The sequence below is a fragment of the Pseudomonas sp. EU05-FHT14B02 genome, from assembly GCF_058791055.1.
In genome coordinates this window covers 153,357-167,397 of record NZ_JBYTDD010000003.1, presented here as the reverse complement: position 1 = coordinate 167,397, position 14,041 = coordinate 153,357, and the positions used below count along the sequence as shown (strand labels likewise).

Below are 14,041 nucleotides of genomic sequence, written 5' to 3'. Positions count from 1 at the left end.
CGATCCTGAATCTTTACTGCTTGAAAGGACGCCTTCGCGAGCAAGCCCGCTCCCACAGGTGACCAGATTCCTTCAGTTGGAATGTGGTCGAATGTGGGAGCGGGCTTGCTCGCGAAGGGGCCAGCAGCAACACCGCAGAATCAAGCCCCCACCCGCGCCTGCAAACTCAAATGCGCCCGCTCCCCAGGTTTCAGGCACAGGCTGTCGGTGCCGCCGCTAGCGGCCTCTACACAAACGAACTCGGATATCTCGTTCCAGGTCACGCCGAGCAACGGGCGTGAACCGGGATGCCACACCACCGTGTCTGCCGTATCCCCGGTATCAATGCACAACGCCCGCTGCCAGGCATGGTCGTTCAACTGCAATTCGCCGTCGTGCTGGAACACCCGCTGACACCCGCCATCAACGCGTAACTCGCCTTCCTGCTGACAAACCTGTCGGCTCAACTGATCGTAACCCTGCGCGCCTTCGAGCCCAGACAGCGCTATCTCACTGACATCGCCAATACGCCAGTAAGCGTGCAAAGCCTGGCTCAACTGGCACGGCATGTCGTCCTGATGCTCGGTGCTCAGGCGCAGTTCCATGCGCTCACCCAGGTGCGCGTGCAGATCCACCTGCCAGTCGCACAACTTCAGTTGCCAGTGCAATCGCACGCCATCGTCGTGACTGTCGCTGTCGAGCAGCTTCCAGTCGAGCAACCGCGCCCAGCCATGGGACGGCCAGGCGTTTTCGCTCGGATGCCGGCCATACCACGGCCAACACACCGGCACGCCGCCGCGAATGGCGCCGACCTGCGGCCACTTTGCCGCGCACCACAGCCAGGGTTTCTGGCCCTTGGGCTGGAAGTGCAACAACTGCGCGCCCTGACGACTGAACACCGCCTGACACAGCGGATGATCGATCACCAGCACATCGCGCGTCTGATAGCGCTCCCACGCGAACACCGGACGCTCGCGCAAGGATTTGAAGAAGCGTTGTAGCGGATGCTCAAGCATGTGCCACGGTCCTGAAATCAACTGTCACCGGGGTGCGCGGCCCGCAAAAAAAAGCGGACAGCCATGGCTGTCCGCAAATATGCGCACATGGAGAGAAGCTTATCGCAGACGCGTTAGAACACCGACTGAATTTTCAGGCCAGCCACCAACGCGTTGTCGACTTCATCCACACCACCCGGATGAGTGACGTATTGCAGGTTGGGACGTACGGTCAGCCAGTTGGTCACGTGGAAGCCGTAGTTGATCTCGTAGTTGTATTCGGTTTCACGAATCGGCGAGAACAGCGGATTTTCGTATTCCGGAACACCGTTGGCTGCGTTGGTCAGCTCGGCGTTTTTCTTCACGTCATCGTTGACATGGATACGGGCGAAACCGATGCCCACGTCATCCTTCGGACGCGCGTCGAACGGGCCCTTGTACACGAACATCAGCGACTGGTAGTTGTCGATGAAGTTGGTGTCCTTGTCGTGGAACGTGGCGTTGGCCGCGATGTTCAGACCACGGGAAGCATCGCCATTGTGGCTGGTCAGTTGCTGTTGCGCGACGAACCAGTAGCCGTGCTTGCTATCATGGACGCGATAGGGGTTGCCGCTGGTCGCTGCGTCCTGGCCGTTGTCGTCTTCGATAACGTCGTCGGCATTGGCTGTACTTTTGTAGTAACCGACACGGTATTCGCCCGGCAGGTTGTTGACCTTCGGCGACCAGACCAGCTCAACCGGCAGGACGGTGCCTTCGGTACCGCTACCGCTGAGTTTGAAGCCGTTGCCGTGCTCCAGTTGCGACGGGTTCTGATTGTACGCACCGATCTGAGCGTAGAGCTCGTCATTGATGTTGTACTTCACGCGGATCGCCGCCTGGCTGACCGGCCAGTTGTACCAGATGTTGGTGGCCCAGTTACCGACCTGGGATCCGCAGAACGCCAGGTTCTGGAATTCGCACGGGAAGGTGTTGAAGTCTTCGCCTTCACCGAAGTAACCGGCTTTTACGTCCAGTTTGTTGTCGAAGAACTGATGCTGAATCCACAGCTGGGTCAGACGGACCATGTGGCCGCGACCATAGACTTCCTGGGATGAACTCAAGGTGCCCGCACGCGGATCGCCGATACGGTCGTTGGAGATGTTCTCACCGTTACGGTTGGTGAGCTGGATCTTGGCCTGGGTGTTATCCCAGCCAAACAGCTTCTCCAAGTCCAGCGCAGCGCCCAGACCAAACTGGTCGGCGTAGCGCGCGGTCTTGTCATCGTTGAAGCCGCCATGCAGGTTAGCGCCGACTTCACCGACATAATCCATCTTGATGTCGATGCCCTGCTCAATCAGCTTGGTTCGCTCGCCACCCCAATCGCCCGTCATCCATTTGGAGTCGGAGCTGAACGCTTCATCGGCCATCGCATTGCCGGCCAGAACCAGTGCTGCCGCTGCTGAAACCTGGCAGATCAACCGGGCCTTGTTCTTCATTTTCATCCCTACATCCTCGTTTTATTGTTATTAACTTTTCTTCTTTAACGCGGTTACATCCGGTGCAACGCGCGACAGGCCGCGCATTGCCAATCCCCCTCTGTAGGAGCGAGCTTGCTCGCAAGAAACTTGAGAACACCGCGGGGTGTCAGGTTTCCAGTGTCATCGTTGACGTCCATCGCGAGCAGGCTCGCTCCTACAGTCTTGTTCTTCAGCGACCTTTGAATTGGGCCACGTTGTCAGCATGCACCTCGGCTTTCGGCACGCCGGCAACCCCCAGCCGCTCCCCGGTCTTGGCATCGAACAGCAGCACTTTCGCCGGATCGAACTGCAGGGTCAGGGTCTCGCCCACCGCCGGCGCCACGTCCGGCGCCAAGCGGCAGCAGACCTTGGTGTCGTTGAGATTGACGAAGACCAGGGTGTCGGGCCCGGTCGGTTCGGTGACCTGGACTTCGGCGCGAATGGTCGGCAACCCGTTTGCTTCGCCGTTGGCCAGAATGATCTGCTCAGGGCGGATGCCGAGGATCACTTCGCGGTCTTCAAGACCGGCGTCCTGCATGCCCAACGGCAATTCGCAACGGGCCTGGCCACTGTCGAGCAACGCCAGCAGACGACCGTCCTTGCGCTGCAAGCGCAGCGGGATGAAGTTCATCGGCGGCGAACCGATGAAGCTCGCCACGAACAGGTTGGCCGGGTTGTTGTAGATGTCCTTCGGCGTACCGAACTGCTGGATGATTCCGTCCTTCATCACCGCCACTTTGTCGCCCAGAGTCATGGCTTCGATCTGGTCGTGGGTCACGTAGACCGTGGTGGTTTTCAGGCGTTGGTGCATCAGTTTCATTTCGGTGCGCATCTCGACCCGCAGCTTGGCGTCGAGGTTGGACAGCGGTTCGTCGAACAGATAAATCTTCGGCCGCCGCGCCAGGGCACGGCCCATCGCCACGCGCTGTTGCTGGCCGCCGGAGAGTTGGCCGGGCTTGCGGCTGAGCAGGTGTTCGATCTGCAACAGCTTGGAAACCCGAGCGACTTCTTCGTCGATTTCCGCGGTCGGCATTTTGCGAATTTTCAGGCCGAAGGCGATGTTGTCGCGCACGCTCATGGTCGGGTACAGCGCGTAGGACTGGAACACCATGGCGATGTCGCGATCCTTGGGGCTCATGCCGCTGATGTCGGCGTCGTCCACCAGGATCGCGCCACCGCTGATGGTTTCCAGGCCCGCGATACAGTTCATCAAGGTCGACTTGCCGCAGCCCGACGGGCCGACCAGGATCAGGAACTCACCGTCATCGATTTTCAGTTCGATGTTCTTCAGGGTGTCCGGCAAACCGGGGCCGTAGGTCTTGTTGACGTTGCGTAATTCGAGAGTTGCCATGTTCTACCCCTTGACCGCGCCGGACGTCAGCCCGCGCAGGAAATACTTGCCAGCGAATATGTAGACCAGCAGTGTCGGCAGCCCGGCGATCATCGCGGCGGCCATGTCAACGTTGTATTCCTTGGCCCCGGTGCTGGTGTTGACCAGGTTATTCAGGGCCACGGTAATTGGCTGGGCGTCGCCACTGGCGAACACCACGCCGAACAGGAAGTCGTTCCAGATCTGGGTGAACTGCCAGATCAGGCAGACCATCACGATCGGGATCGACATCGGCAGCAGGATCTTCAGGAAGATCGTGAAGAAGCCCGCGCCATCAAGCCGTGCGGCCTTGACCAGCGCATCCGGAATGCTCACGTAGTAGTTGCGGAAGAACAGCGTGGTGAACGCCAGGCCGTAGACCACGTGCACCAGCACCAGGCCAGTGGTGGTGTTGGCCAGGCCGAACTTGCCGAGGGTGAACGAGGCTGGCAGCAGCACGGTCTGGAACGGCAGGAAGCAGCCGAACAGCAGCAGACCGAAGAACAGTTGCGAACCACGGAAGCGCCACATCGACAGCACGTAGCCGTTCATGGCACCAATGAACGTGGAGATCAGTACCGCCGGCACGGTGATCTTCACCGAGTTCCAGAAGTAGCCGCCGACCACGTCCCAGGCCTTGATCCAGCCAATGCCGTCGATCACGGTCGGCCAGCTCAACAGGTTGCCGGTACGGATGTCTTCCGGGGATTTGAAACTGGTCAGCAGCATTACCACCAACGGGATCAAGTACACCGCTGCCGCCAGCAACAGAGTTGCGTAGATCGCGATGCGGCTGAAACTGATACCCGATTTTCCGAGTTGATTAGTCATGGCGTTTGCCTCGCAGCTCGGAGTACAGGTAAGGCACGAGGATGGTCAGCACGGCGCCGAGCATCAGCATGGCGCTGGCCGAACCGATGCCCATCTGGCCACGGCTGAAGGTGAAGGAATACATGAACATCGCCGGCAGGTCGGAGGAGTAACCCGGACCACCCGCAGTCATCGCCGCGACCAGGTCGAAGCTCTTGATCGCGATGTGCGCGAGGATCATGAAGGCGCTGAAGAACACCGGGCGCAGGCTCGGCAGGACGATCTTCAGGTAGATTGTCGGCAAGCTCGCCCCGTCGACTTGCGCGGCACGGATGATCGATTGATCGACACCGCGCAGGCCGGCGAGGAACATCGCCATGACAAACCCGGAGGCCTGCCACACGGCGGCGATCACCAGGCAGTAGACCACGCGATCCTGATCCACCAGCCAGTCGAGACGGAAGCCTTCCCAGCCCCAGTCACGCAGCATCTTGTCCAGGCCAAGCCCTGGGTTGAGCAGCCATTTCCACGCCGTACCGGTGACGATCATCGACAGCGCCATCGGATACAGGTAGACGGTGCGGATGAAGCCTTCCTTGCGAATGCGCTGGTCCAGCAGCACGGCGAGGAATACGCCCAGCACCAGGCTGGTGCCGATGAACATGCCGCCGAACACCGCGAGGTTCTTGCTCGCGACCCACCAGCGGTCGTTGTCCATCAGGCGCATGTATTGCTGCAGGCCGACCCACTTGTAGCTCGGCATGAAGCTGGAGTTGGTGAAGGACAGAATGAACGTCCAGATGATGTAACCGTAGAAGCCAACCAACACGATCAGCATACTCGGCGCGAGTACCAACTTGGGTAGCCAGCGTTGCAGCGCATCGAACGGTGAGGCTTTGCTGAAAACCGCCACAGAGCTCATCGGGATAATCCTGGTGGAGAAGTGAAATCCGGACAGAGTTCCCCCCTGCAGGAGCGAGCTGACTCGCGATGGAATCAAGAACACCGGGGCCTGTCTGGATTGGCACGGTGTCTGGTGATCCATCGCGAGCAAGCTCGCTCCTACAATGGGGCGGAGCTCTCTCTGGGGTTTGCCGCAGGACTCTCCTGCGGCGATTGCGAATTACTGGGCCGCTTTGACAGCAGAAGCCAGTTGGGCGCTGGCCTTGGCCGGGTCTGCGTTCTTGTCGTTCATGAAGTTGGTGACCACGTCGAAGATCGCGCCCTGCACGGCCAGGGAAGTGGCCATGTTGTGCGCCATGCTCGGTTGCAGGCCGCCGCTCTTGTCGTCCGCGATGAAGTCCTTGGCCGACTTCTGGGCACACTCGTCGAAGCCGAGCTTGTCCATTTCGTTCAGCATGTCGTTACGCACCGGGATCGAACCCTTGTTCATGCTGAAGACTTTCTGGAAGTCGGTACCCAACGCGACCTTGGCCAGGTCTTGCTGGGCAGCGATGTCGCCCTTGCGATCGGCCTTGAGCTTGAACACCGCCATTGAGTCGATGTTGTAGGTGAAGGCTTTTTCGGTGCCCGGGAACGCTACGCACTGGTAGTCCTTGCCGGCGATTTTCTTCGCGGCGGTCCACTCGCTTTTCGCCCAGTCGCCCATCATCTGCATGCCGGCCTTGCCATTGATGACGTCGGCGGCGGCGATGTTCCAGTCACGACCGGCGCGGTTCGGGTCCATGTAGCCAGTGATTTTTTTCAACTCGGCGAACGACTTGGTCATCTCCGGGCCGGACAGGGTTTTCTGGTCCAGGTCGACCAGGGCTTTCTTGTAACCGTCAGCGCCCATGACCGAGAGCACCACGTCTTCGAACACGGTGCTGTCCTGCCAAGGCTGACCGCCGTGGGCGAGCGCAATGAAGCCGGCGGCCTTGAGCTTGTCGCCGGCGGCATAGAATTCTTCGAGGGTCGTCGGGGCTTTTTCGATCCCGGCTTTCTTGAACACTTCAGGGTTGATCCACAGCCAGTTGACGCGGTGGATGTTCACCGGCACGGCGACGTAGTCACCTTCGTACTTCACGGTGTCGGAGACTTTCTTCGACAGCAGGCCATCCCAGTTTTCCGCCTTGGAAACGTCCTTCAACGCGTCGGTGCTGAGCAGGCCAGTGCTGCCCCACTCCTGGATGTCCGGGCCTTTGATCTGGGCAACGCCCGGAGGGTTGCCGGCTACGGCGCGACTCTTGAGTACGGTCATGGCCGTGGAACCGCCACCACCGGCGACTGCGCCATCCTTCCAGGTGAAGCCGTCTTTTTCGACTTGAGCCTTCAGGACATCGACCGCTGCTTTTTCACCACCGGAAGTCCACCAGTGAACGACTTCAACGGAACCTTTGGATTCGGCGGCCAGGACACTGAGGGGGAGCGCAGACAGGGAAGCGAGAGAAATGACAGTAGCGAGGCGAGAAATCGCATTCATCTAGGAGCACCTTTCTTGTTGTTATACATGCAAGTCTGTTGCTTGCGCTGCATAAGATTCTAAACAGGAGATATCCCCTCGCAGGTAACGAAGGGATGCGCGAATGTCACCGCATGGTTACATAGAACCGCTCTGGGACAACTGTGCCAGCGCCGTGGCCATGCTCGGCGCCAGCGCCAGGCGCGGAATCAGCACGGCTTGCCAGGCGTGGTAAAGATCAGGCTTGCCGGGCCAGATATCGGCACTCGGGCGGTTTTGCGGGTCGAGTTCGTGATGCCAGCTGCCGCCATCGCGGTCGATGAAATGACTGTCACAGAATTCCCAGAACAGTCGGTACCAGTGTTCGTATTGCGCTTCACCGGTGCGTTTGAGCAGCGCACTGGCGGCTGCACTGGCTTCACAATGGGTCCAGTGCAGGCGATGGCGGACCACCGCTTTGTTGGCCCAGTCCAGGGTGTAGACAATGCCCGGCGCGCCATCGACATCCCAGCCATGGAGGCAATTGTGCTCGAACAGTTTTTGCGCGTCAGTGACCAGCCAACCCGGCGTGAGCATCCCTGCCCTCACCCGCGAAGCTTCGAGGTGCAGCAACAACCGCGCCCACTCGAAACCATGGCCCGGGGTGGTGCCGTAGGGGCGGAAGCCATCGGCCGGATTGTCGCGGTTGTAGTCCCGCAGTGGTTGCCAGGCGCGGTCGAAGTGCTCGATCACCAGGTAATCGTTGGCGGCGGAGTGGCCATGAATTACGCGCTCGACAATCCGTTGGGCGCGGCTCAGCCAGCGGTTGTCATCGGTGACATCGGCCAGGGCGAGGAAAGCTTCGGTGGCGTGCATATTGCTGTTGGCGCCCCGGTACGCCTCCTCTTCGCTCCAGTCGCGATTGAAAGACTCGCGCATCGCGCCTTCTTCTTCGCTCCAGAAATAAGTGTCGATGATATCGATGGCATCATCGAGCAAGGCTTGCGCACCGGGGCGCTGCGCGACCACCGCAGAACTGGCGGCTAGCGCGACGAAGGCATGCAGATAGGCGTTCTTGCCGGTATTGCCGTCGCGATGTTCGGCAGTCGCAAACCAGCCGCCATGCAGCGTGTCGCGCAACGGCCCGCGCAGTGCGGCAACTCCGTGATCCACCAGTTCGGCAAAGCCCGGTAAACCCTGAATGTGGGCCATAGCGAAGCTGTGGATCATGCGCGCGGTGTTCATGGTCTGGGCTTGCGCATCAGGCGGGAGACGGCCTTTTTCGTCGAGGTTGCCGAAGCCTTCAGGCAGTTTCGAAGCCTTGGCGAAGGCCAGCAGGCGCAAGCCTTCGGTGGCGAGCCATTGCTGGTGGGCAGGTGCGTTCAGCCAACTGCTGAAGGCTGGTTGGAAGGTGTCCATGGCGTACCTTTTTTGTTGTTATGACTGCTGGGCAGCATAAACAACGGACGAAGGCGGGCTTGTAACGAAGGGGGTGGGTTATGTCACCGAACTGTGACATTCGCCAAAGGAATATGGTGAATGAGCTGACGCCATCGCGGGCAAGCCCGCTCCCACAAAGATTTAGGTGATCCTGTGGGAGCGGGCTTGCTCGCGAAGAACGATAACGCGGTTTGACTAGTCAACGCTGCGGGGCAACTGCAACGTTACCCGCAACCCACCCTCACGCAAGTTCTGCAAACTCACCTCACCACCATGGCTATGGGCAATGTTGCGGGCAATCCCTAGCCCCAAGCCGTAACCCTGCTGCTGCCCGGCCAGGCGGAAGTGCGGTTCGAACACCTGCTCCAGTCGCTGCTCCGGCACGCCCGGCCCTTCATCATCGACATGCAGGATGAACGCGCTTTCATCGTCATCGATGTGCAGGTGCGCGTTCTGTCCGTACTTCAGCGCATTGTCGATCAGGTTACCGATGCAGCGCTTGAGCGCCAGCGGTTTGCCCGGGTACGCCGCCAGCGCCCGCCCCTGCTGAGTCACGCGGCCGTTGCCGTTCGGCGCGAGATAAGGCTCCACCAGACAGTCGAGCACATGGTTGAGATCCACCGGCTCGATGTTCTCGTGGATGTCGGTGTCTTTCACGCATTGCAATGCGCCCTTGACCAGCAACTCCAGCTCGTCCAGATCGCGCCCGAACTTGGCTTGCAGTGTTTCGTCTTCGAGCAATTCAACCCGCAGGCGCAGGCGGGTGATCGGCGTGCGCAGGTCGTGGGAAATGGCGCTGAACAACTGGCTGCGTTCGGTCAGGTAACGGCTGATGCGCTCGCGCATGGTGTTGAAGGCGCGTCCGACCTCGACCACTTCGCTGCCACCGCCCTCGGCCACCGGTTCCACGTCGGCCCCCAACGACAGGTCCCGTGCCGCTCGCGCCAGGCGCTTGAGCGGACGACTCTGCCAGTGCACCAGCAGGCCGATGAACAACAGCAAAAAGCTACTGGTCAGGACGATGAACCACACCTGCTGCGCCGGCAGGCCCTGCTCTTCAAGACTGGTGTAGGGCTCGGGCAACAGCGAAGCGATGTACAGCCATTCGCCCGGTGCCATCTGGATCTGCGTGACCAGCACTGGCGGGTTCACCGGCTCCAGGGTCAGCGCGTAGTGCGCCCAGGAACGTGGCAATTCATCGAGCTTCAGGCCGCCATTGAAGATGCGCAGGTCTTCCGGGCTGACGAAAGTCACCGAGATGTCCGTGTCCTGGCCGAGGGACTGACGCAGCACTTCGTCAACCGCCTTGAGCACCGCCTCTTTGCGCGGGGTGATGGGCAGAACTTCCATGCCCAGGGGTTTGTCGTTGAGCGTCACTACGAACCGGGTGCCCCCCATGCTGCGCAACTGGTCGAGCACCAAGGGTCGAAACGCCACCGGTAACGAACGGAAATAACTGACGCTGGCGGTCATTGAATGGGCCAGGCTGCGGGCACTGGTGACCAGGCCCTCGAGCTGCGTGGCGCGCAGTTGCGACACCCAGATCACACTCGACAATGCCTGGGCGAACAACACCGCCAGCAGGGTCAACAGCAACATCCGCCCGAGCAGCGAACGCGGCATCGGCACCTTGGCGGCGAGCTTGCGCAAAGCCTCAGTGACCATTGCTGGCAACCACGTTGGCCGCCAGTTGGTAGCCGCTGCCACGCACGGTGCGGATCAGCCGTGGCGGTTTTTCCGTGTCACGCAGGCGCTGGCGCAACCGGCTGACCGCCATGTCGACGATGCGATCCAGGGGCATCAGTTCACGGCCGCGGGTGGCGTTGCCGATGGTGTCGCGGTCGAGGATTTCCTGTGGATGATCGAGGAACAGTTTCAGCAGCGCGAAATCGGCGCCCGAGAGAATCACCTCTTCGCCGTCGATGTGAAACAGCCGATGGCTGACCATGTCCAGCCGCCAGTCATCGAAGGCCAGAACCTCACCGCCACTGCGCTCCTGACCGAACTGCGCGCGGCGCAGCAACGCCTTGATCCGTGCCTGCAACTCCCGTGGGCTGAACGGCTTGCCCAGGTAATCGTCGGCGCCCAGTTCCAGGCCGATGACGCGATCGGCTTCGTCGGAACTGGCGGTAAGCATGATGATCGGCACCTGCGCCTGGCGCGGATGCTGGCGAATCCAGCGGCACAGGCTGAAGCCGTCTTCGTCGGGCAGCATCACATCAAGGATCACCAGATCACTCGGCGCCTCGTTCAGCGCCTGGCGAAAGCCAGCACCGTCGGGCGTGGTACGTACCTGGAAACCGGCGCGGGTCAGGTAGGTATCCAGCAACTCGCGTATCTCTTGATCGTCATCGACCAACAAAATCGACTTGTTGACTGAGCTCACGGGAAGGCGTCCTTGTTGTTGGAATTGGGCGGATTATGCCTTAAGCACTCAACTTACAAACACCACAGAAAAACTGTAGGAGCGAGCTTGCTCGCGATGGAGGTCAACGATGACGCGTGGTTTCTGGACACACGCGGCGCCCTGAAGTCCATCGCGAGCAAGCTCGCTCCTACAGTGATTGATTGCATTCAGACTGGAATGGATTGTTCCAGCGCCACCCCAGCCCCCACCAAACCGGAATACGGCGCCGTCACCAGCCACACCGGAATCCCCTTGAAGTAATCGCTCATGCAACCCTTGTCGGCGAAGCAGCGGGCGAAACCGCTTTCGAGGAAGAAATCGGCAAAGCGCGGAATCACCCCGCCCACGATGTACACGCCACCGCGTCCACCGATGGTCAGCACGTTATTGCCGGCCACGCGACCGAGCCAGCAGCAGAACTGTTCAAGCACTTCCACGGCAATCGGGTCGCCCGCCAGCCCGGCAGCGGTGATGGCTTCCGGTGTGTCGAGCACAGGCGTGTGCCCGTCCACCGCGCAGATCGCCCGGTAGACGCGCGGCAAGCCGCCGCCGCTCAAGGCTGTTTCCGCACTGACATGGCCAATTTCGTTGAAGATGTGCTGCCAGAGTTGGGTTTCACGCGGGCTGCTCAATGGCAGATCGACGTGACCGCCCTCCCCCGGCAACGCGGTAAAACGGCCCGCACCCAAATCGAGCAAGGTGCCGACGCCCAGGCCTGTGCCCGGGCCAATCACCACTGCCGGGCGCAACGGCTCCGGTGTACCTTCGCAGACCACGCGGAATTCGCCGGGCTGCAAACGGGTCATGCCCAGGGCCATGGCCGAGAAGTCGTTGACCAGCAACAGCTGATCCACCTGCAAGGTCTGGCAAAAGCCCTTGCGGCTCAGGCGCCAGTGATTATTGGTGAACTTGAACTCGTCGCCACTCACCGGGCCCGCCACCGACAGGCACACCGAACCGATCGAACCCGGCGCCAGCCCCAGACCATTGAGGTACAGGCTGATAGCTTCTTCCGGGCTGGGGAAATCTGCCGTTGCCAGCACCTGGACCGATTCCAGCTGCTGGTTTTTCCACAACGCGAAACGTGCGTTGGTCCCACCGATGTCACCGACCAAAGCCAGTTTCAATTAAGCGTCTCCAGGGCAGAAGTGAAGGCGCTGGCGCCCTGCTCCGCCGAGCTGAAGGCCATGCGCATGAAACCGAACAGCTCGCGACCGGTGCCGATGTTGTTGCCCAACAGGCCCTTGGCCGGCGTGCGCGCTGCGAATTCTTCGGCGTCCACCTTAAGCTCCAGGGTGCCTTTGACGCCATCGACGCGGATGATATCGCCCTCTTGTACCCGCGCCAAAGCGCCGCCGACATAAGCTTCGGGGCTGACATGGATGGCCGCCGGGATTTTCCCCGACGCGCCGGACATGCGCCCGTCGGTCACCAACGCGACTTTGAAGCCACGATCCTGCAACACGCCGAGGAACGGCGTCATCTTGTGCAGCTCTGGCATGCCATTGGAGCGCGGGCCCTGGAAGCGCATCACCGCGACAAAATCCTTCTCCAGCAAACCGGCCTTGAATGCGTCGGCCAAGTCCTGCTGATCCTGGAACACCATGGCCGGCGCTTCGACGATCTGGTTTTCCACGGCCACGGCCGAGACTTTCATCACACCGCGACCGAGGTTGCCTTCCATCACCCGCAGGCCACCCTCCTGCGAGAACGCGCGGGCGACCGGGCGCAGGATGCTTTCATCCAGGCTGTCGGTCACGCCTTCACGCCAGACCAGTTGGCCATTGTCGAGGAACGGCTCCTGGGTGTAGCGGCTCAGGCCGTGACCCATCACGGTGTTGACGTTTTCGTGGAGCAGCCCGGCTTCCAGCAGTTCACGAATCAGGAACGACATGCCGCCCGCGGCCTGGAAGTGGTTGATGTCGGCTTTGCCGTTCGGGTAGACGTGGCTCAGGGTCGGCACGACTTCGGAGAGGTCGGCCATGTCCTGCCAGGTCAATTGAATGCCCGCCGCCATGGCGATGGCCGGCATGTGCAGGGTGTGGTTGGTCGAGCCGCCCGTGGCATGCAACGCGACAATCGAGTTGACCAGCGAACGCTCGTCGACGATTTCGCCGATCGGCATGAAGTCACCGTTCTGCTTGGTCAGGCGCGTGACCTGGTGCGCGGCTTCGCGGGTCAAGGCATCGCGCAACGGCGTGTTCGGGTTGACGAAGGACGCGCCCGGCAGATGCAGGCCCATGACTTCCATCAGCAACTGGTTGGTGTTGGCGGTGCCGTAGAAGGTGCAGGTGCCAGGGCTGTGGTAGGACTTCATTTCCGATTCCAGCAGCTCTTCGCGAGTCGCCTTGCCTTCGGCGTACTTCTGGCGCACATCGGCTTTCTGCTTGTTGGAAATGCCCGACACCATCGGCCCGCCCGGCACGAAGATCATCGGCAGATGGCCGAAGCGTAGCGCGCCCATCATCAGGCCCGGCACGATCTTGTCGCAGATGCCGAGCAGCAGTGCGCCGTCGAACATGTTGTGGGACAGCGCCACGGCGGTGGACAACGCGATCACTTCGCGGCTCGGCAGGCTCAGCTCCATGCCCGGCTCGCCCTGGGTCACGCCATCACACATGGCCGGGGTACCACCGGCGAACTGGCCGACGGAGCCGATTTCGCGCAGGGCTTTCTTGATCAGTTCGGGGAAGACTTCGTACGGCTGGTGTGCCGAGAGCATGTCGTTGTATGACGAAACTATCGCGATGTTCGCGGAGTTCATCATCCGCAGGCTGTGCTTGTCGTCGCTGCCGCAACCGGCCACGCCATGGGCGAAGTTGGCGCATTGCAGCTTGCCGCGCATCGGACCGTCGCTGGCCGCACCGCGGATCAATGCAAGGTAGGCCTCGCGCGTGGCGCGGCTGCGGGCGATAAGCCGTTCAGTGACCTCAAGGACGCGGGGATGCATGTGTAGAACTCCAGGCTAACGGATGTGGCGACCTGATTGTCTATGCTGATCAGAGGCCGGTGTCGATGGGATGACAGACGGTTTATTTGACCATTCGGACCAGTTGATTCAGGTCACTCGTTGTAGATCGAACAAAATATTGCCATCAAAAAGGCTTGTTTTCTATTTTTTTACGAATAATCTTGTAATTCCAACAACAAAACGACGGTAGTGCC

Annotated in this window: 11 protein-coding genes; all 11 read right to left on the bottom strand. The window is 60.7% G+C overall.

The genetic code is table 11. The features are described 5' to 3' along the window. Positions 1 to 140: 140 nt before the first annotated feature. The 11 genes from AC3WTM_RS04530 to edd all read right to left on the bottom strand — a co-directional run bounded on the left by AC3WTM_RS04530 (position 141) and on the right by edd (position 13,826). Complete coding sequence (locus AC3WTM_RS04530) at positions 141 to 995, bottom strand: D-hexose-6-phosphate mutarotase (protein ID WP_102670324.1); 855 nt, start codon at positions 993 to 995, stop codon at positions 141 to 143. Positions 996 to 1,108: 113 nt separating this feature from the next. Then, positions 1,109 to 2,455, bottom strand: coding sequence for a carbohydrate porin (locus tag AC3WTM_RS04525; RefSeq protein ID WP_102670325.1), 1,347 nt, complete (start codon positions 2,453 to 2,455; stop codon positions 1,109 to 1,111). A 205-nt stretch (positions 2,456 to 2,660) separates the two neighbouring features. Beyond that, a complete protein-coding gene (locus AC3WTM_RS04520) occupies positions 2,661 to 3,821 on the bottom strand; it encodes an ABC transporter ATP-binding protein (protein WP_102670326.1) in 1,161 nt (386 codons plus the stop codon). A gap of 3 nt (positions 3,822 to 3,824) precedes the next feature. Continuing rightward, positions 3,825 to 4,670, bottom strand: a complete 846-nt coding sequence (locus tag AC3WTM_RS04515; protein WP_007974434.1) for a carbohydrate ABC transporter permease — start codon at positions 4,668 to 4,670, stop codon at positions 3,825 to 3,827. Then, entirely contained in the window at positions 4,663 to 5,571 is a 909-nt protein-coding gene (locus AC3WTM_RS04510) for a carbohydrate ABC transporter permease (RefSeq protein WP_102670327.1), read from the bottom strand. Before AC3WTM_RS04510 ends, AC3WTM_RS04515 begins: the two co-directional genes overlap by 8 nt. 201 nt (positions 5,572 to 5,772) lie before the next feature. Beyond that, positions 5,773 to 7,071 carry an ABC transporter substrate-binding protein gene (locus AC3WTM_RS04505; protein ID WP_102670328.1) on the bottom strand — a complete coding sequence of 433 codons (1,299 nt, stop codon included), beginning with the start codon at positions 7,069 to 7,071 and terminating at the stop codon, positions 5,773 to 5,775. Positions 7,072 to 7,188: 117 nt separating this feature from the next. Further along, positions 7,189 to 8,448 (bottom strand): D-mannose isomerase, encoded by a 1,260-nt coding sequence (locus tag AC3WTM_RS04500; protein WP_102670329.1) that lies wholly within the window; start codon positions 8,446 to 8,448, stop codon positions 7,189 to 7,191. A 216-nt stretch (positions 8,449 to 8,664) separates the two neighbouring features. After that, positions 8,665 to 10,092, bottom strand: a complete 1,428-nt coding sequence (locus AC3WTM_RS04495; protein ID WP_198530255.1) for an ATP-binding protein — start codon at positions 10,090 to 10,092, stop codon at positions 8,665 to 8,667. 31 nt (positions 10,093 to 10,123) lie between these two features. Continuing rightward, a complete protein-coding gene (locus AC3WTM_RS04490; protein WP_008050538.1) occupies positions 10,124 to 10,855 on the bottom strand; it encodes a response regulator in 732 nt (243 codons plus the stop codon). Positions 10,856 to 11,043: 188 nt separating this feature from the next. Continuing rightward, positions 11,044 to 12,003: a glucokinase gene (locus AC3WTM_RS04485; RefSeq protein ID WP_102670330.1), complete on the bottom strand. Its 960-nt coding sequence runs from the start codon at positions 12,001 to 12,003 to the stop codon at positions 11,044 to 11,046. After that, a complete protein-coding gene (edd, locus tag AC3WTM_RS04480; RefSeq protein WP_102670331.1) occupies positions 12,000 to 13,826 on the bottom strand; it encodes a phosphogluconate dehydratase in 1,827 nt (608 codons plus the stop codon). The genes AC3WTM_RS04485 and edd overlap by 4 nt, the downstream gene beginning before the upstream one ends. Positions 13,827 to 14,041: the final 215 nt, after the last annotated feature.